19 protein-coding genes are annotated in these 17,485 nt (G+C 71.7%); 3 read left to right on the plus strand and 16 right to left on the minus strand.

The annotated features are described in order from the left end of the window. Positions 1–20 precede the first annotated feature (20 nt). Positions 21–824 carry an ABC transporter ATP-binding protein gene (locus tag IEZ31_RS27075; RefSeq protein WP_190252800.1) on the minus strand — a complete coding sequence of 268 codons (804 nt, stop codon included), beginning with the start codon at positions 822–824 and terminating at the stop codon, positions 21–23. Then, positions 821–2,614, minus strand: coding sequence for a thiamine pyrophosphate-requiring protein (locus IEZ31_RS27080; protein WP_190252801.1), 1,794 nt, complete (start codon positions 2,612–2,614; stop codon positions 821–823). Before IEZ31_RS27080 ends, IEZ31_RS27075 begins: the two co-directional genes overlap by 4 nt. A 431-nt stretch (positions 2,615–3,045) precedes the next feature. Here IEZ31_RS27080 and IEZ31_RS27085 point away from each other — a divergent pair, with 431 nt between their 5' ends. Genes IEZ31_RS27085 through IEZ31_RS27095 form a run of 3 tightly spaced genes read left to right on the plus strand, consistent with a single transcriptional unit; the run spans position 3,046 to position 5,734 of the window. Next, a complete protein-coding gene (locus IEZ31_RS27085; RefSeq protein ID WP_190252802.1) occupies positions 3,046–3,867 on the plus strand; it encodes an aspartate/glutamate racemase family protein in 822 nt (273 codons plus the stop codon). A gap of 17 nt (positions 3,868–3,884) precedes the next feature. Then, entirely contained in the window at positions 3,885–5,042 is a 1,158-nt protein-coding gene (locus IEZ31_RS27090) for an acyl-CoA dehydrogenase family protein (RefSeq protein WP_190252803.1), read from the plus strand. Beyond that, positions 5,039–5,734, plus strand: coding sequence for an enoyl-CoA hydratase/isomerase family protein (locus IEZ31_RS27095; protein ID WP_190252804.1), 696 nt, complete (start codon positions 5,039–5,041; stop codon positions 5,732–5,734). The genes IEZ31_RS27090 and IEZ31_RS27095 overlap by 4 nt, the downstream gene beginning before the upstream one ends. 43 nt (positions 5,735–5,777) lie before the next feature. On the opposite strand, the gene IEZ31_RS27100 is transcribed toward IEZ31_RS27095, so the two are convergent. The 14 genes from IEZ31_RS27100 to IEZ31_RS56875 form a co-directional block, all read right to left on the minus strand. Beyond that, a complete protein-coding gene (locus IEZ31_RS27100; protein ID WP_190252805.1) occupies positions 5,778–6,545 on the minus strand; it encodes an acyl-CoA thioesterase in 768 nt (255 codons plus the stop codon). Next, complete coding sequence (locus IEZ31_RS27105; protein WP_190252806.1) at positions 6,529–7,116, minus strand: hypothetical protein; 588 nt, start codon at positions 7,114–7,116, stop codon at positions 6,529–6,531. The genes IEZ31_RS27100 and IEZ31_RS27105 overlap by 17 nt, the downstream gene beginning before the upstream one ends. After that, complete coding sequence (locus IEZ31_RS27110) at positions 7,113–7,979, minus strand: HpcH/HpaI aldolase/citrate lyase family protein (protein WP_190252807.1); 867 nt, start codon at positions 7,977–7,979, stop codon at positions 7,113–7,115. Before IEZ31_RS27110 ends, IEZ31_RS27105 begins: the two co-directional genes overlap by 4 nt. Then, the gene (locus IEZ31_RS27115) at positions 7,976–9,136 is read right to left on the minus strand and encodes an acyl-CoA dehydrogenase family protein (protein ID WP_190252808.1); all 1,161 of its coding nucleotides are present in this window, start codon (positions 9,134–9,136) and stop codon (positions 7,976–7,978) included. Before IEZ31_RS27115 ends, IEZ31_RS27110 begins: the two co-directional genes overlap by 4 nt. Further along, a complete protein-coding gene (locus IEZ31_RS27120) occupies positions 9,120–9,584 on the minus strand; it encodes a Zn-ribbon domain-containing OB-fold protein (protein ID WP_190252809.1) in 465 nt (154 codons plus the stop codon). Before IEZ31_RS27120 ends, IEZ31_RS27115 begins: the two co-directional genes overlap by 17 nt. Then, complete coding sequence (locus IEZ31_RS27125) at positions 9,581–10,729, minus strand: acetyl-CoA acetyltransferase (protein WP_190252810.1); 1,149 nt, start codon at positions 10,727–10,729, stop codon at positions 9,581–9,583. The genes IEZ31_RS27120 and IEZ31_RS27125 overlap by 4 nt, the downstream gene beginning before the upstream one ends. Continuing rightward, positions 10,726–11,160 (minus strand): MaoC/PaaZ C-terminal domain-containing protein, encoded by a 435-nt coding sequence (locus IEZ31_RS27130; protein ID WP_190252811.1) that lies wholly within the window; start codon positions 11,158–11,160, stop codon positions 10,726–10,728. The genes IEZ31_RS27125 and IEZ31_RS27130 overlap by 4 nt, the downstream gene beginning before the upstream one ends. Continuing rightward, positions 11,157–11,657, minus strand: a complete 501-nt coding sequence (locus IEZ31_RS27135) for an FAS1-like dehydratase domain-containing protein (RefSeq protein ID WP_190252812.1) — start codon at positions 11,655–11,657, stop codon at positions 11,157–11,159. The genes IEZ31_RS27130 and IEZ31_RS27135 overlap by 4 nt, the downstream gene beginning before the upstream one ends. Then, positions 11,657–12,868 (minus strand): Rid family hydrolase, encoded by a 1,212-nt coding sequence (locus IEZ31_RS27140; RefSeq protein WP_190252813.1) that lies wholly within the window; start codon positions 12,866–12,868, stop codon positions 11,657–11,659. Before IEZ31_RS27140 ends, IEZ31_RS27135 begins: the two co-directional genes overlap by 1 nt. Next, positions 12,865–14,241 (minus strand): MmgE/PrpD family protein, encoded by a 1,377-nt coding sequence (locus IEZ31_RS27145; RefSeq protein ID WP_190252814.1) that lies wholly within the window; start codon positions 14,239–14,241, stop codon positions 12,865–12,867. Before IEZ31_RS27145 ends, IEZ31_RS27140 begins: the two co-directional genes overlap by 4 nt. Beyond that, positions 14,238–15,491 carry a CaiB/BaiF CoA transferase family protein gene (locus IEZ31_RS27150; RefSeq protein WP_190252815.1) on the minus strand — a complete coding sequence of 418 codons (1,254 nt, stop codon included), beginning with the start codon at positions 15,489–15,491 and terminating at the stop codon, positions 14,238–14,240. Before IEZ31_RS27150 ends, IEZ31_RS27145 begins: the two co-directional genes overlap by 4 nt. Continuing rightward, positions 15,488–16,528, minus strand: a complete 1,041-nt coding sequence (locus IEZ31_RS27155; RefSeq protein WP_229835879.1) for an LLM class flavin-dependent oxidoreductase — start codon at positions 16,526–16,528, stop codon at positions 15,488–15,490. Before IEZ31_RS27155 ends, IEZ31_RS27150 begins: the two co-directional genes overlap by 4 nt. 26 nt (positions 16,529–16,554) lie before the next feature. Next, the gene (locus IEZ31_RS27160; protein WP_190252816.1) at positions 16,555–17,085 is read right to left on the minus strand and encodes a MaoC family dehydratase; all 531 of its coding nucleotides are present in this window, start codon (positions 17,083–17,085) and stop codon (positions 16,555–16,557) included. Between the two features lie 160 nt (positions 17,086–17,245). Next, a partial coding sequence (locus IEZ31_RS56875; RefSeq protein ID WP_229835880.1) for a hypothetical protein occupies positions 17,246–17,485 on the minus strand: 240 nt, incomplete at its 5' end.

The raw sequence follows: 17,485 nt of genomic DNA on the forward strand, positions 1-17,485 counted from the left end.
GCCGGCGACGTCCTTCGTGGTCATTTCGCAAGCTCCTGAGCGCTCGTACCTTCGCCGAGATGACTGCGCAGCCGCGCCGTGGTCGCCAGGAAGTCCTGGGTGAGGGACGCGTCGAGACTGCGCGGGCGCGGGATGGTGACCCGCAGGTCTTCGACGATCTGTCCGGGCGCGGCCCGCATCACCACGACGCGGTCGGCCAGGAAGACCGCCTCCGGCACGGAGTGGGTGACGAAGACGACCGTCTTGCGCCGCTGCATCCAGATCCGTTGCAGTTCCAGGTTCAGCGAGTCACGCGTCTGCGCGTCGACGGCGCCGAACGGCTCGTCCATCAACAGGATGTCGGGGTCGTAGGCCAGCGCCCGGGCGATCGCCACCCGTTGGCGCATGCCGCCGCTGAGCTCGTGCGGCAGTTTCCCGGCGGCCTCCGACAGGCCCACCAGGGCCAGCATCTCCTCCGCGATGCGCAGGCGTTCCGCCTTGGGTACCTTGCGCACCTCCAGCGGCACCGCGACATTGGCGAGGGCGTTGCGCCACGGCAGGAGGTTGTGCTCCTGGAAGACGAATCCCACGTTCGCCAGCAGCTTGCGGCGCGTCGTCTTGGAGGCGCCGGACAACTGTTCGCCGTTGATGAGCACGGATCCGCTGGTGGGCTGCTCCAGTCCGCCGATCATCCGCAGCAGCGTGGTCTTGCCGCAGCCGGACGGGCCCAGCAGGGCGACGAACTCACCGTCCGCTATGGACAGTCCGATCTCGTCGAGCGTGGGCGGCTTCGTCGCGTCCTGGTCGAACCGTTTCGTGACCGAGTCGACGTGAATTCCGGTCATCGGGTGCCGCCTCCATGTGCGTCTGTGCTTGCGGCCTCGAGATGGCCGAGGTGGTTTGGCATCCAGGCATCCACCACGGCCGGCACGCGGCGCCGCTCCACCGCGTCACGCGCCGCACGCAGCGCCTCGCGGAGCTCGGCAGGGGTCGTGGCGCGGGCACCGAAAGCACCCGCCGCGCGAGCCTCGGCACCGTAGTCGGGCGGTGGATCGATGCTGCCGCCGTTGTAGTCACCTGCCCGCGAGGCGTAGCCGTCGGGATAGTAGGAGTCCACGTGACTCGTACCGGTCCGGTAGCCCCGGTTGTTCGCGATCACCGTCAGTACGGGAGCGTCCATTCTGGACTGGGTCCACAGGGCGGCGTTGGCGACGCCGAAGAGGTACCCGCCGTCGCCGGTCGCGCACACGGTGGGCCGGTCCCCGGAGGCGAGCCGGGCCCCCATCGCCCCGGACGTGGCCCAGCCCAGGCTCGAGCCGCCGTTCATGAACAGCGTGCCGGCGACGCTGCGGTGCACCAGCCCCGCGGTGTCGCCGAGTTCCTCGACGAAGATGTCCTCCGGTTCGGTGATCTCGTTGAGCGCCGCACCGAGGACGGTTGGCGTGATGACCGGCCCGGCCATCGCCTCGGACACCGCCCGGGCCCGGTCGGCGAAACCGCGCACCCGGGCCCGCTCGTGCTGCTCGGCCCGGACGGCGATCCGCTCCGCGGCCGACGCGGTGCGCTGCCGGCGCAGCTCTTCGAGCAGCGCGGGCAGGAACGCCGAGAGGTCGGCGAAGAGGCGCAGATCGGCCGGGAACTCGTAGAGCGGGATCTGGGCGCAGATCGGGTCGACCCCGACGAACGCGATCCAGGTGCCGGCGGCGGGCGCCCGGTCAGCCGGGATCCAGGGCAGCGAGTGGTCCAGGACCAGCACCGTGTCAGCTTCGTCCAACCTGGGTGCGCCCCAGCGGGACCGATGGTCGTCGCGCAGGTTCATCCGGTGGCGCGTGGCGACGACGGACACGGCGAACTCCGCCGCGAGCTCGTCCAGTGCGGCGACGGCAGCCGCGTCGGTACCGACCCGGTCGGTCAGGATCAACGGACGCCGCGCCGCCAGGATCCGGCGGGCGATTTCCCGGATGCCTTCGCCGTCGCCCTCGCCCAGCCGCGGGACCGCCAACTGGTCCACCCCGGTCACCAGGCCTTCGGCCAGGTCCTGCGCGAGCACCTCCGCCGGCACCGCCAGGTACACCGGGCCGCGTGGCGGGGTCAGCGCCACCTGCATGGCGCGGGCGAGCACCAGGCCGACGTCGTCGTACGAGGCGAGCTTGTAGTCCCACTTGGTGTACTGCCGGAACAGTCCGCCCTGGTCCCAACGCTGCTGGTTCCAGAATGCCTGGCTGGTGCGCCGCTGCGGATGCGTCGCCGGGTAGCCGCTGATGAGGACGAGCGGGTACTGGCCGCGCAAGGCGGTATGCAACTCGGCGCCGAAGTTCAGTGGCCCCAGATCCGCGTGCGCGACCACGGCGGCGGGGCGGCCGGTCACCATCGACTCGCCCATGGCGGCCGAGATGGCGACGTGCTCGTGCACCGTCATCGCCAGTTGCGGCACCGCGATGCCGTGGTGCCGAGCCCGCGCGGCGGCCTCCTGCAACGGCACGAGTTCGGAGCCGCTGCAGAACCAGAGGCGGTCGACACCGTTGCGTGCCAACGTCTCCAGCAGCATCCCGGCTACGGCGGTGCCGCGCGGACGCAGCAGGCTGTGGGGGTTTGGCCGGTGACTCGCGGCCTGACCGGCCGCCGTCGTCGTCATCAAGCATTCCTTCCTGTGGAACGCCGTTTCATTGGGGGCAGAGCCTATGGGCTGCGGCGGGGGTCGGTCAACACTCCGTTCCAGCCATGGCACGGACGGATGCCGACATCCGGCGTCGCAGGTGACGAGCGGATTCGGCCGTTCGGCCGGACCACCCCTCCGCCCGCCGCCACCGAACGGCCGGCCGACGACCCCCATCCCTGACATCCAGATGGCGCGGCCAACCCCTGTTGCATATCACAGACATATATCCATGCGACGGTCTCGCAAGTAATAATGCCTCGTCCGGTGGCATCCGACAGCGGAGAAAACCGAACCCGCAGCCACCCTTGACAGCGCTTCAGGAAATACATCAGACTTTTTCCGACGACCTAGGGAGCGCCCATGACGTTCGCTGAACCGGCCCCGGGGGCCGCCGAAGTGCGGGCACGGTGAACACCGCGCCACTCCGGCTCGCGATGATCAACTCTGACGGCAAGTCGGCGCCGCCGCTGCCCGACCCCGAGGGCGTCGTCACCGAGCTGTACGAGTTGCGGCTGCGGGCGTTTGCGCGCACACCCTACGACCAGCTGTTCACGGAGCTCGGCACCCTCGACGCCGCGGAGGCCGCGATCGCCGCGGGATGCGACGCCATCTACATCGACACCTTCGCCGACTACGCGATCGAACGTGTGCGGACCGCAGCCGGCGTGCCGGTGATCGGTGCCGGTGCGGCCGCCGTCGCGGCGGCGGGTGCGCACGGCCGGCGGTTCTCCGTCGTCACGGTCTGGCCGGAGTCGATGGCCTACCTGTACGACGAGCGGCTGGCGAACTGTTCGGGCGGGCAGCATTGCGCCGGGGTGCACTTCTTCTCGCCCGAGGACGAGCTCGGCCGGCTCGGCACACGCGCTGGCGTGAAGGCGCGCATGCTGCGGCGCGAGTCGGACATCGTCGACCGGCTCGCCGAGGCGTGCCGGTCGGCCGTCCGCGCCGACGGCGCCGAGGCCGTCCTGCTCGGCTGCACCTGCATGTCCCCGATCGCCGGAAGGCTGGCCGAGTGCTGCGACTTTCCGGTGCTCGACGCGTCCGCGCTCGGGCAGCAGGCCGCGTTCGACGCGCTGCGCTGCACGACCGCGCCGGCACCACGGGCGCGCAGCCTGCGGGCCGGCACCGCGTCAAGGCTCGTGGACACCTGGCTCGCCAGCGGGTTCGCCGACGAGCCCTCACCCGACGAGTGCGACGTCTGCGTCATCGCCCTGAACGATCCCGTGTGAGTAGGAGCCAGCAACACATGTCACAACGAGCCGGGGTCGACGAACTCGCCGCCTTCCGCCAGTCCGTCCGCCAGTTGTGCCGGGAGTTCGGCCACGACTACTACCTGCGCACCAGCGAGCAGGCCGGCAACGCCCGTGAGCTCTGGCATGCGCTCGGCGCCATGGGCGCCCTGGGCGTCGCGATCCCGGAGGAGCACGGTGGCGGTGGCCAGGGCATCGAGGCGCTCGCCATCGTCGCCGAAGAGGTCGCGACCGCCGGATCGCCGCTCATGCTCATCGCGCTCTCCCCCGCCGTCTGCGCGACGATGCTGGCCCACCACGGGTCGCCGGAACAGCGCGCCGAGTGGCTGCCGGGGCTGGCCGACGGTTCCCGCGTGCTCGGGTTCGCGATCACCGAGCCGGACGCCGGCTCCAACACCCACAACATCTCCACCCGCGCGGTGTTCGACGACGGCGACTGGGTGATCTCAGGACAGAAGTACTACGTCTCCCACGTGGACAACGCCGACGCGCTGGTGGTCATCGCCAACGCCGAGGGCGGTCCCGAATCGCTGCCGCCGGGCCCGAAGGCGTTCCTCGTCCCCACTGACGCGCCGGGGCTCAAGCGCACCGAGATCAAGGTGGAGATCATCTCGCCGGAGCGGCAGTACTCGCTGTTCTTCGACGACGTGCGGGTGCCGGCCGATGCGGTCGTCGGCGGCGCGGACGGCATCAGGGTCCTGTTCACCGGCCTGAACCCGGAACGCATCCTCAGTGCCGCTCTGCTCAACGGCATCTCCAGGTACGCGATCGACAAGGCGGCGGCGTACGCCCGCACCCGGCGGGTCTGGGGAGTGCCGATCGGCGCGCACCAGGCCGTCGCGCACCCGCTCGCGAAAGCCGAGACCGCGCTCGCCGGCGCCCGCCTGCTGACTCAGGCCGCGGCCGAGGCCTACGACCGCGGAGAGACCGGCGGTGTGGCCGCGGCGATGGCCAAGCTGGCTGCCTCGGACGCCGTCTCGCTCGCGCTCGACGCCGCCGTGCAGACACACGGCGGCAACGGCATGTCCCGGGAGTACGGCCTGGCCACGTTGTCCGGGCTCGTGCGGCTGTTCCGGATCGCGCCGGTGAGCTCGGAGATGCTGCTGAACCACATCGCCCACAAGGCACTCGACCTGCCCCGCTCGTACGGATGAGCGACCCTCTCGAGGTGCGGCGGCACGGCCGGGTGGTCGAGGCCCAGCTGGCCCGGCCACCCGCCAACGCCTTGCATCGCGAGCTGTATGCCGCGCTCCGGCAGACGGCAGAACTGGTCGAGGAGGGCGAGGTGCTGCTCGTCACCGGCCAGGGCCGCCACTTCTGCACCGGGCAGGACCTCAACGAGTACGCCGCCGCAGCCGCAGCGGGCCGGGCCGCGGACGAGGTGCGGCACGGCGCCGCCGCGATCACCGCGCTGCTGCGCTGCCGCGGTCTGGTCGTCGTGGCCGCCCACGGCGCCGCCATCGGCGGTGGCGCCCTGATCGTCGCGGCGGCCGATGTCGCGATCCTCGCCGAGAGCGCCTGGCTGAGCCTGCCCGAGCTGACCGTGGGCTTCCCGCTCGGGTATGCGGTGGCGGCCCGCCTGCTGCCCGCGCCGACGGTTCGCCGGATGATGCTGGCCGGAGAGCGGGTCACCGCGGGACAGGTCGACCGGCTCGGGGCGGCCCGCGTGGTCCCCGCGGACCAGCTTCAGGTCACCGCGGCGGACGTCGCCGAGCGGATGGCGAGTCTCGACACCGGCGTCGTGTACGCCGGTCGCCCGGGCTGGGGGCCGCGCGAGCGGGCGCGAGCCGCCGCGGCATATCAGGCCGAGGTCGACACGACGGCCGCGCTGCTGGCCGCGCGGTGAGCCCGGCGGGCGCCGAGGCCGGGGCCCGCCGCGGCTCCGCCGCCTACCGGTCGGTGCCCGGCAGGCTCCAGCGCACACCCCGGGTCTGCCTGGCGTGGGCAACGACCCGGCCGTCACGCGAGTAGAGCGTCGACTCCTCGAGGCAGAACTCGTCGCTGGCCCACACCGTGTGCTGCGTCGCGTAGTGCCACCCGGCGACCAGGTCGGCCTCCATCGGCCAGAAGTGGATGCTGAACTCGATCGTCGGCACGAACACCGGACGGGTGGACTCGCCGAACAGGCCCGGCGGCAGCGCGTCGAGGCACAGCGTGGACAGGGCCGGCGAGGTCCCGTCCAGTTCGCCGGCCACCCGCGGGTCGAGCCTGGTCCAGGCCGTGGCGCCGGCGGCGAGGCTCCCCGGACGGATCAGGCGCATGTCGATGAATTCGCTGTACGCCAGCCGTCCGTACGACGGCTCGGACAGCACGATCGACTCCGGCTCGGGCAGTTGCGACATGTCCACCCGGTGGTGCCAGTGCGGTGCCGCGCCGGGTGCGCCCAGCTCGACCACGGCATAGGCGCGGGCCCGTTCCTGGTGCAGCTCGACCGCGACGCTGGCGGTCGACCTGCCCCGATGGCGCACGCGGGTGACCATCCGCGCGTCACCCGGCTGCACGCCGGAGACGAAGTGGACCGTGGCCGACAGCGGCCGGAACCCATTGCCGAGCCGGGCCGCCTCCACCAGTCGGGCGATGACGAAGCCACCGTAGATGCCCTGGACGCCCTCCCAGTGCGGGCCGAAGCGGACCGCGGACTCAACCGCGCTGGACACGGACAACCCGGCCTCCGTCGCCCGTGCCCGGCGGCGTGCCGGCCGACAGCCGGTGCCACCAGGTCAGCCCGACGGCCACCGAGTCCCCCTCGGCCTCGGTGACCGGCTCGCCGGGGGCGAACACCACCCAGTCCGCCGCGGGCGTCGACAGCAGCGGCCCCGCCGCCGCGTCCTGGACGGACACCGTGACGATCCCGTCCGTGACCGCGCCGTCGAGCCGCTCGGCGGAATGGAACACGGCGGGGCCGCCGAACCAGGCCAGCACCGTACATCCCTCCGGCGCCCGCATGTCGGTCCGCAGGAAGCGCGGCGGAATGTACGTCAGGTCGCCGGGGTGACGGCGAACCCCCTCGATGTCGAGGAACCCCGTCAGGACGATGAACTCCTCCGCCGCCAGATATCCTCCCGGCCGGATCCGCTCGAATCCGGCCGGGAACCGGCCGAGGATCGCGAACGTGTCGCCGGTCGAGTCGAGGCGCAGCAGTTCGAGGCCCAGGTTGGCGCCCGGCATCGGCACTTCGCGCCAGCGGTGGTCGCGGCGGGTCAGGTCGGCTTGGGTGATCCGGGTCATGGGCGGGCCGCCTTCGCCGCCATCGCCAGCGTCTTGCGGGCACTGCGCAGCACCGCGACGTCGACGAGCCGGCCATCGGCGTCGAGCACGACGCCCTGGCCGGCGGCCTCGGCCGCGGCGAAGACCTCGATGACCGACCGCGCCTCGGTCACCTGCGTCTCGGTCGGTGTGAAGACCTCGTGGACGACCGCGAGCTGGGCCGGGTGGATGCACGCGCGCCCGACGAAGCCCTGCCGTCGGACGCGCTGGGTCGAGCGCGCCAGCGCCGCCGGGTCGGCCGTGATCCGCGAGACCGGCCCCACCGGGGGGTTGATCTGCGCGGCCGTGCTGGCCAGGACGATCATCGTGCGGATGCCCGCCAGCTCCGCCTCGTCCTCGCCGGGGATGATGCCGGTCTCGCCGGTGAGGTCGACCTCGCCGACCTGCAGCTGGTGGACACGAGGCTGGGCCGCGATCGCGGCGGCCTCCAGCACCGATCCGGCTGTTTCGATCATCGGCATCAGCCGCGTGACGTGGTCACCGAGGCTGCTCAACAGCTCGCCGACCTCGACCACCTCCCGCGCGCTCTCGACTTTGGCCAGCACGAGACCCTTGACGGCCGGGATGCCGGCGAGGGCGGCGGCGTCGGTCAGCCGCAGCGGGGCCTGGTTGATGCGTACCCACAGCTCGGTGTCGAGGTCGGCCGGCTGCGCCCGCAACCACGCCACGACGGCCGCACGGGCACCGTCCTTGTCCTGCAGCGGCACCGCGTCCTCGATGTCGAGGATGAGCGCGTCGGCTCCCCGCCCAAGCGCCTTGGCCAGCATGGCCGGTGCGTTGCCCGGAACGTAGAGGTAGGAGCGGGGCAGTCCGGCGGCGCTCATCCGACCACCGTCTCGCCGCGCATGAGGGACTTCGCCACCACGGTCCGCAGGACGTCGTTGGTCCCCTCGCCGATGCTCATCAGGATGGCGTCCCGGTACAGCCGCTCGACCTCGAACTCGGTGGAGTAGCCGTAGCCGCCGTGGACCTTCATCGCGTCGATCGCGGCCTCCAGCGCGACCTCCGAGCAGAAGATCTTCGCCATGCCGGTCTCGCCGTCGGCGCGGCCCCGGCGCACCGCGTCCGCCGCCCAGTAGGCCATCAGACGCGCCGCCTGGACCTGGGTGGCGAGGCTGGCCAGCTTGAGCTGGATCGCCTGGAAGTCCCCGATGACCCGGCCGAAGGCCTTGCGCTGCTTCGCGTACGCCAGCGCCTCGTCATGGGCCCGCTGGGCGATGCCGACCGACCGCGCCGCGATGTTGACCCGGCCCCATTCCAGCGCCGAGAGCACCTGCTGCATCCCCTTGCCCTCGACGTCGCCGAGCAACTGCCCGGCGGGCACGCGGACGTTGTCCAGCAGGATCTCGCACGACTCCGTGCCCTTGTACCCCAGCTTCGGGATGTCCTTGGTGACCGTGAAGCCCTCGGTGTCGGACTCGATCAGCAGGACGCTCATGCCCCGGTGCGCGGGTGATGCCGCCGGGTCGGTCTTGACCAGTACCGGCAGCGGGTTGGCGTACCGGGCGTTGGTGATCCACATCTTGGTGCCGTTGACCACGTAGTGGTCGCCGTCGCGCCTCGCGGTCGTGCGGATGCCCTGCAGGTCGGTGCCGGCGTCGGGTTCGGTGAGGCCGATCCCGGTTCGCCGCCGGCCGGTGGCGAGCTCGGGAAGGTACCGCTGCTGCTGCTCCGCCGTGCCGTGCATCGCGATCAACCGGCAGGCCAGGGAATGGCTGCCCAGGATCCCGGCGACGCCCATCCATCCCCGCGAGATCTCCTCGAACACGATCGCGAAGGAGACCGGGTCCAGATCGAGTCCGCCGAACTCCTCGGGGACCGTGATGCCGAACAGCCCCATGTCGGCCATGCCCTTGACGATCTCGGTGGGGTATCGGCCGGTCTGCTCCCACTCGCGCGCGACGGGAATGATCTCCCGGTCCACGAAGTCGCGGAGGAGGGATCGGAACTCGCGCTGGACGTCGTCAAGCTGGAAGTCCACGGTGCTGCCTCTCTGCTGCGGGCGCCTGGGCCCGGTCGGGTTCGCCCTCAACGGGATGGAAGACCGGCAGCGCACGGCCGTCCGGCAGGTCGGCCCAGGCCACCCGGACCCGGTCGTCGACGACCCATTCGCCGCCGGGGTCCCGCCCCTCCAGCCGGGTCAACAGGATCGGCCCCTCGTCCAGCCGGACACGGGCGACGACGTAGGGGACCTCGATCCCCGCTCGCGGCGCCCGGTGGACCACGGTGAACGAGTCGACGGTCCCGGTGCCGGACGCGGTGCGCCAGCCGAGCCGCTCGGTCGATCCGCAGTGGATGCACAGCGCCCGCGGCGGGTGCTGGACACCGTCACACGCGCCGCACGACTGCACGACCAGCCGATGCTCGGTCGTGGCCGCCCACCAGCCCTGGGTGACCTCGTCGGCCGGGGGTACCTCGGGTGCGGTCACCGGTCCACCCCCAGGACGACCGTCGCGTGCGTGGACATGATCCCGCCGGTGCCGTGCGCCAGGGCGGTCCGGGCACCGGGCACCTGCCGCGCGCCGGCCTCGCCACGCAGCTGGCGGACCGCCTCGACGAGCAGGAGGATGCCGAACTGCCCGGGATGGCAGTAGGAGAGCCCACCGCCGGAGGTGTTGAGGGGGAAGTCCCCTCCGGGACGGATGCGCCCGCCCTGGAACCAGTCCAGCGCCTCGCCGGCACCGCAGAAGCCGAGCGCCTCGATCGTCAGGGCGACGGTGATCGTGAACGAGTCGTACACCTCGACCACGTCGATGTCCGCGGGGGTCAGCCCGGCCCGGCCCAGGGCGTCGGCACCGGACCCGACCGCGCCGGTCACCGTGAGGTCGTCGACCGCGGTCATCGAGGTGTTCGTCGTGCGCTCGCCGTATCCGAGCACCTCGACCGGTTTCCTGGCCAGATCGGCGGCGCGCTCCAGCGAGGTGAGCACGACCGCGCCGCCGCCGTCGGTGACCAGGCAGCAGTCGCCGACGGTGAGCGGGCTCGAGACCATCGTGGAGTTCAGCACGTCGTCGGCGGTGATCGGTCCCGCACCGTAGCGGAACGCCGCGGGGTTGAGCAGTGCCCACGCGCGCGCGGCGACCGCGATCTCGGCGAGCTGCTCCCGCGTGGCGCCGAACCGGTGCAGGTACTGCTGCGCCGCCATCGCGTAGTACGACAGCGGGTACAACGGGTCGTACGGCGTCTCGAACTGGGCCTCGGGCGTGTGGCTTTCGACCACGCCGGCCAGCGAGCGCGATCGGGCCGAGCGCTGGTTGGAGGCGAAGCTGACGACCACGGTGTCGGCCTGCCCGGCGTCGATGGCCTGAACCGCGCGGGCGACCATCATCTCGTACGCCGAGCCGCCGGCGTACGTCGAGTCGGTCCAGCGCGGCTCGATCCCGAAATAGTCGGCGAGCTGGGTGGCCGAGAAGCGGGAGATGCCCGTGGTGGCGAGGCCGTCCACGTCGCGCAGCCGCAGCCCGGCGTCGGCGAGGGCCCGGGTGACCGCCTGGGTCTGCAACCCCAGGATCGAGCGGCCGGTCACCCCGAGATCGCTCTCGGCCACGCCGACGATCGCGACGCCGGTGCTCACCGTGCCGCTCCCGGCCCATCGGCGGCGCCGAGCAGCACGGTGGCCGACGCCGGCTCCGCCGCCGAGCGCAACTCCTTGCCGTCGGCGTCCACCACGACGACCCGCTGCCGGACCACCACGCGATCGCCGTGGGCCTCGACGACCGTGCCCTCGCAGCGCACCGTCTCGCCGGCGAAGACCAGGGCCTTGAAGGTGAACGCCAGCTTCTGGACGAAGCATTCGGGCCCCAGCCAGTCCTGCAGCTGCTCGACGAGCAGTGCCCCGAAGACCTGGCCGTCCACGACGGGCGCCGGCAGACGGCGCGCCTTCACGAAGTCCGGGTCGTAGTGCATCTTGTGCCAGTCCCACGTCGCACCGGCGTAGGCGACCATGTCGGTGAGGGAGATCGTCCGCTCCAGCGGCGGGACGGCGTCGCCGGGCTGAGGGTTCATGCCGGCTCGCCCAGGGACACGAAGATGATCGTCTCCTCGTTGGTGGCCAGCGGCTCGCCGTCCTGGTTGCGGTACGTCGCCCGGGACGTGACGATCAGCATGTCGGCACCACCGCCCGTCTTCTTCTCGGTCATGTCGGCGATCTCCCAGGTGGCGGTCACCACGTCCTCGGGCCGGATCCGGCGATGGAACTCATAGGAGTTGCCGCCCCGCACCTTGCGGGTGTTCGGCAGCTCCAGCCCCCAGGTGTGCCCGGCGTAGCCCTCGGCGTCCATCGCCACGTTGGCGTACTGGTTGGTCTCGCAGATGAGGGTCGGCGGGGCGGTGACCCCGGCAAGCCCGTGAGCGCGGGCGTACTCGGCGTCGACGTAGAGCGGGTTGTCGTCGCCGATCGCGAACGCGAAGTAGCGGCCCGCGGCGGCGCCGAGCGGCTCGGGAGCGGTGTAGGTCTTCGTGCTCCCGATGAGCGCGCGCAGTTCGTCGGTCAGCAGACTCATCACGCCTCATCCGGGTACAGCGCGGTCGGGAAGACCTCGATCATGAACTCCGGGCGGAGCAGGCCCTTGCAGATCGCTCCGGTCGACGCCGGCCACGGCGGTGACAGCAGCCGCTCGCGCACCGGCGCGACCACCCGGTACTCCGGCAGCGCCGACTCCACGCAGTACTCCGTGGTCGCGAGAAGGTCCTGCGGGCCGAGACCGGCGTGGTCGAGCAGATGCAGAATGGCTCCGTACGTCGCCTCCGCCTGCGCCTCGAGATTGCCGGGGTGCAGCACCTGCTGGGTCTCCATGTCCAGCGCGGCGAAGCCGGACATGTACAGGGTCCGGCCCGCCTTGATGCCCGGCGCGTAGGTCAGCGTGTCATACCGCGACCAGCCGGGGTTGACCAGTTCCAGGGGGTGGCGGGACGCGGTGACGTCGATGGCCACCAGCGACTCCGGATGGTGCAGCCGGCTCATGAGGATGCCACCCGAGCCCGGGTAGACGCCCGCCCCACCGAGACGCTCCTTGCGCACGTTGTGCGCCTTGCGGTACACGGTGCGGGTCTCCGGGGTCGAGTAGTCGTAGGTGGTGACGGCCGCGTCGATCGACAGGCCCGCCGCCCGCAACAGCTCGTCGGCCTTGTCCAGGCAGTAGGCATACTGGCCGACGAAGTCGCCTGGGTGGACGACGTCCCCGTTCGCGTCGATCGGGACGACGGTAGGCAGGTAGACGGCGCCGTCGTGCCCCTCCCGGACCGGCGACGCCGCCCACACGCCGGCCTCGCGCGGCTCGCTCGCCACGCGCAGCTGCCGGCCGCCACCGTCAACCGCGTGCAGCTCGACCTCCAGGAAGGCCGTGGAGCGGACCAGCCGCTCGACGACGATCGTGGAGACGGTGGGCTCGTGGCCGCCGAAGACCTCCCGGCGCACTCCGGCGGCGGCCGCGTAGTCGCCCAGGCCGGCCACGGTGACGTTCTCGGTCACCCGCGTGACGTCCTGCGGACCGAGGCCGGCGCCTTCGAGAATGGTGAGGACCTTCTGGTAGGCGGTCCGCGCCTGCTGCTCCATCGAGCCGCTGACGGTCATCTTGCCGATGGACTTGTCGAAGGCCGCCGAGGTGTGCCCCGAGGTCCAGGCCGCCTTGCCGGCTGCGAGACCGAGACAGAACGTGAAACCGTCGTAGGGAAACCACGGGAACTCGGCGGGCCGGATGGCGTGCAGCGTCATGCTTCTCCCTCGGTGCGAGCCGCCGCGGCGGTGCGCGCCACCACTGCGAGAACGGCGTCGATGTCTGGCTGGTCGGCGAGCGATTCGACCCGGGCGACGAGCTCGGCGGTGTCCGTGCCGGCGTTCCCGGTGAGCTTGGCCAGCAACGCGGCACGGCTGAGCGGCTGTTGCGGTCCACCCGCGCTCCGCGTGACGGCGCCGACCACCGCACGGCCGTCATGCAGCGTGACCCGCACCCGGCCGGGTGCGTCGGCGGCCACGACGGCCGCCGGAGCGACGTTCCACCGGACGCGCGCCGCGAGGGCCGCGACGTCGGGGCGGGCGATCGAATCGCTGTCGAAGGTGTCGAGCCCGATGCGGCCGTCGGTGACCAGCGCGGCCACGCTCCACGGCAGTGAGAACTTCGCGGCGTACGCGCTGGCGGGCCGGGTCAGGTCGCGCGAGGCGGCACAGACGACCGCGGCGGAGTCCGGGTGCACGTCGGCGACGATGGTGTCGACGTCGCCGGGACCGAACGCGATCTGCTCCCGCGCGGCGAGCACCGCGTCGAGCGTCGCGTGCGAGAGCTGGCAGGCCGGGTAGGGCTTGATACCGATCCGCGTGGTCTCCCACACCGAGCCGAGCCCGGCCGAGATCACGCTCGGGTCCACCGGGCCCTCGGTCAGCGCGTCGTAGACGCTGTGGGGGCCGTCGAAAACCGTCTCCGGACCGGTGGCACCGGCCGCCGCCAACCGTGCCGCCATGAGTCCCGCCTGGGCGGCGAAGCCCGGGTGGAGCTGCTTGGTCGCGGCGCCGGTGCCGAGGAAGGCCAGCAACCCGCCGGCCTGGCTGCCGGCGATGCCGAGCGCATTGACCGCCTGCGTGCGGTCCAGGCCGGTCAACCGGGCGGCGACCAGCGCCGCGGCGAAGACACCGGCGGCCATGGTCGCGTGCAGGCCCCGGGCATGGAAGCCGTTGGGCGCGGCAGCGGCCACCCGGCACACGGTCTCGTAGCCGACGACGGCGGCGTCGAGGACCTGGGCGCCGGTCGCCCCGACCTGCTGGCCCACGGCGAACGCCGCCGGCAGCACGACCGCGGTCGCGTGGACGAGCCCTCCCGCGTGTGTGTCGTCGAAGTCGAGCGCGTGCACGAGGGTGCCGTTGGCCAGCGCGGCGGCGGGTGCGGAGACCTTGCCGTGCGCACCCAGGATGGTGGCCTCGGGCGCACCCCCCAGTCCGGCGGCGACCTCGATCGCCGGTTCGGCGGCCCGCAGGCGCAGCGCGCCGAGCGCCGTACCGAAGCCGTCGAGCAGGTGGCGCACGGCGGCTTCGCGCACCGGGTCGGGGAAGCCGGTGGCCCTCAGCCCCCACTCCGCCAGCTCCACGGACCTCATCGAGAGGCCGCGTCCGTATCGGCGCCGCCCCGCGGGACGGCGGGCGCGGGCTGCTTGCCGAAGGCACCCTGGACCTTGAGCGACTCGACGCTCTCCTCGTCGAGCCCGAGGATGGTCCGCATCACCAGGTCGAAGTCCTCGTTGCGCCGGGGCGCGCGGCGGTAGGTCGGCGGCTGGGAGCCGACGCGCACGGGCGAGGCGACCTGCTCGACGGTCCCGAACCGGGGGTGCTCGGTCTCCACGATCAGTCCGCGGGCCCGGGTGTGCTCCTCACGGAGGGCGGCCGGCACGTCGTTGATCGGGCCACAGGGAATGCCGGCGGCGTAGAGCAGCTCCAGCCACTCGTCCACGGACTTCTCCAGGAAGATCGCTTCCAGGAGCGGGAGCAGTTCCTGGCTGCGCTGCTGGCGGCCGGAGAAGGTGCCGTACGGCGAGCCGGCCGCCGCCCATTCGGCATGGCCGACGACCTCGGCCAGGCGGGCCCAGAACTTCTCCTTCGCGCAGCCCACGACCATCCAGCCGTCCTTGGCCTCGAACGCCTGGAAGGGCACCAGCGAGGGGTGCGCGGAGTGCCGGGTGCGGGCCGGGGTGAACCCGGCGTTGAGGTGCCAGGTGGCCGGATAGGTCAACATGCCGATCGCGGTGTCGTAGAGGCTGACGTCGCAGTCCATGCCGACGCCGTCGCGCCGGGCGGCGTGGACACCGGCGAGCAGCGAGATCGCGGCGACCAGGCCACCGGAGTAGTCCACGAGCGACAGGCCCGACTTCGTCGGCGGTCCGTCCGGCTCGCCGGTGAGGTCCATCCAGCCGCCGAGTCCCTGCAGCACATAGTCGTAGCCGGGCTCCTTCCGGCGCGGGCCTGTCATCCCGAAGCCGGTCAGCGACACGCAGACGATCCGCGGGTTCAGATGCTTGAGGTCGTCGTACGTGATCCCGATCTTCGCCGGCACGTCGCCGCGGAGGTTGGAGTAGACGACGTCGGAGACCTTGACCAGTTCCTCGAAGACCTTGCGACCCGGCTCGCTCGACAGGTCCAGCGAGAGGCTGCGCTTGTTCCGGTTGAAGGTCTCGAAGAACAGCGAGTCCTCCTCCTCGCCGTACGGCGGGACGTAGCGGCCGACGTCACCGCCGACCGCAGGGTCCTCGATCTTGATGACCTCGGCGCCGAGATCGGCGAGGTGCACGCTCCCGAACGGCCCGGCGCCGTACTGCTCGACGGCGATGATGCGCAGGTCGGCTAGGGGTTTCATCGGGCGCCTCCGGTGAGGTCAGCGATCATCGCGATGATCTCGTCCTGTGCTTTGCGGGTGTCTTCCGCGGCGATGCCGTGCGTCGGGGGGCTGAGCTTGACCGAGTCGGCCTTGCCCGCGTAGGCGGCGATGCGGGCGGCCACGTCGTCACGGTCGCCGGCCATGGTCAACGTGTCGATCATCTCGTCGGTCACGCTGTCGGCGAGATGATCGGCTCCCTTGCCGGAGCGGAAGGCATCGACGACGGCCCGCTGTCCCTCGCCCAGGTCGTGGAACTCGAAGAAGTCGGCATACGTCCGCACGCTGGCGTAGAAACCGACGAGCCCCGCGGTGCGCCGCCTGGCCACCTTCGGGTCGCGGTCCACCGAGCAGCACGCCGACACCACGACGTCGAGGTCCGCGCGGGTCCTGCCCTCGGCCCGGGCGAGGCCCAACTCGAGGTCGGGCAGGATCCGCTGGGTCAGGTACGCCGGCGAGCAGAGCTCGTGGCTGATCCATCCGTCACCGATCGCGCCGGCGAGGCGGGTCATGTGCGGGCCCATCGCCGCGAGATACACCGGGATGTCCGGGCGGGCTGGCGCGAACGGGCGTTCGTAGCCGCGGATGCGCATGGGCTCGTACTCGCCCGGGAGGTCGATGGTCTCGCCGGTCGTGGCGGTCGCCCAGAAGTGCCGGATGTTGCGCACGGTCTCCTTCATGTGCGCGACCGGCTTGCCGAACCGGGCGTTGTGCCAGTCCTCGTTGAGGCGCTGGACACCGCTTCCCAGCCCGAGCACGAACCGTCCCCCGCTGAGTTCGTCGAGGTCGAGCGCCTCCAGCGCGGTGACCATCGGGCTGCGGGTGAACGCCAGCATGATCGACGTGCCGACCTGGGCGGTCTCGGTCGCCTGCGCCAGCGCGGCGGCGGTGCCGGTGGCGCTGCGGTGCAGCTCCGACACCCACAGCGCTTCGGCGCCGGCCGCTTCCGCCCGGCGTCCCGCGTCGGCCAGCTCCGCGAGCGTCTCTCCCCAGGGCTGGTACGTGATGCGCAGGCTCATGCCCCCTCCGCTGCGCTCCGGGCCGCTCATGCGACGCTCGGGTCCAGCGACAGCGGCTTCTTCCCCTCCGGGAAGATGCCCGCCAACTGCTCGGCGCCGCGCTTGTAGACGTAGAACATGCGCTTGAAGCTGCACACCTCGTCGCCGTGCTGGTTGAGCGTCCGGGTGCGGACGGTCACGATGCCGGCGTGCGGGCGGCTGGCCGACTCGCGCTTGTCGAGCACGATCGACTCGCTGTACAGCGTGTCGCCGGCAAAGACCGGATGGGTCATCCTGATCTCGTCCCATCCGAGGTTGGCGAATGCGTTCTGGGTGAGATCGGTGACGCTCTGGCCGACGGCGATGGCCACCGTCAGGGTCGAGACCACGAGCGGCTTGCCGAACTCGGACCTCGCGGCGTACTCGGCGTTGAAGTGCATCTGGTTGGTGTTCATGGTCAGCAACGTGAACCAGGTGTTGTCCGCCTCGCTCACCGTTCGGCCCAACGGGTGCTGATACACCGCGCCCACCTCGAAGTCCTCGAAGAAGCGTCCCGTCCAGCCTTCTGCCATCGCCATGTCAAGCCTTTCCAGGTATCCGCGATCCGGTCCTTCGACTCTAAATGTCTGACATTTTGCTGTCAAGGGTAGGAACGAGCACCGAAGCGGGAAACTCCAGGTGATGCGGCTGCGTTTTAAATATCAGACGTATTGCGGTACGAGCGACCGGACACCCGTTTCACGACACGCGGACGCGCCGGCTGCCGCGCACCGCCGACGGCCCGGCCGGCATGGTCGCCCGGCCGCCGGGCGCACGACGCCGCGACAGCCGGCCGTGCCGATCGCCGACGGCCTGCCGGCCCGCCGCGCCCACCGGCAACGGCGCGGCCGGCGCCAGGTGGCGGAGCGTGGCCGGAGCGTGGCCGGAGCGTGGCCGGAGCGTGGCCGGAGCGTGGCCGGAGCGTGGCCGGAGCGTGGC

The organism is Dactylosporangium sucinum, from assembly GCF_014647515.1.
Lineage (GTDB): Bacteria > Actinomycetota > Actinomycetes > Mycobacteriales > Micromonosporaceae > Dactylosporangium > Dactylosporangium sucinum.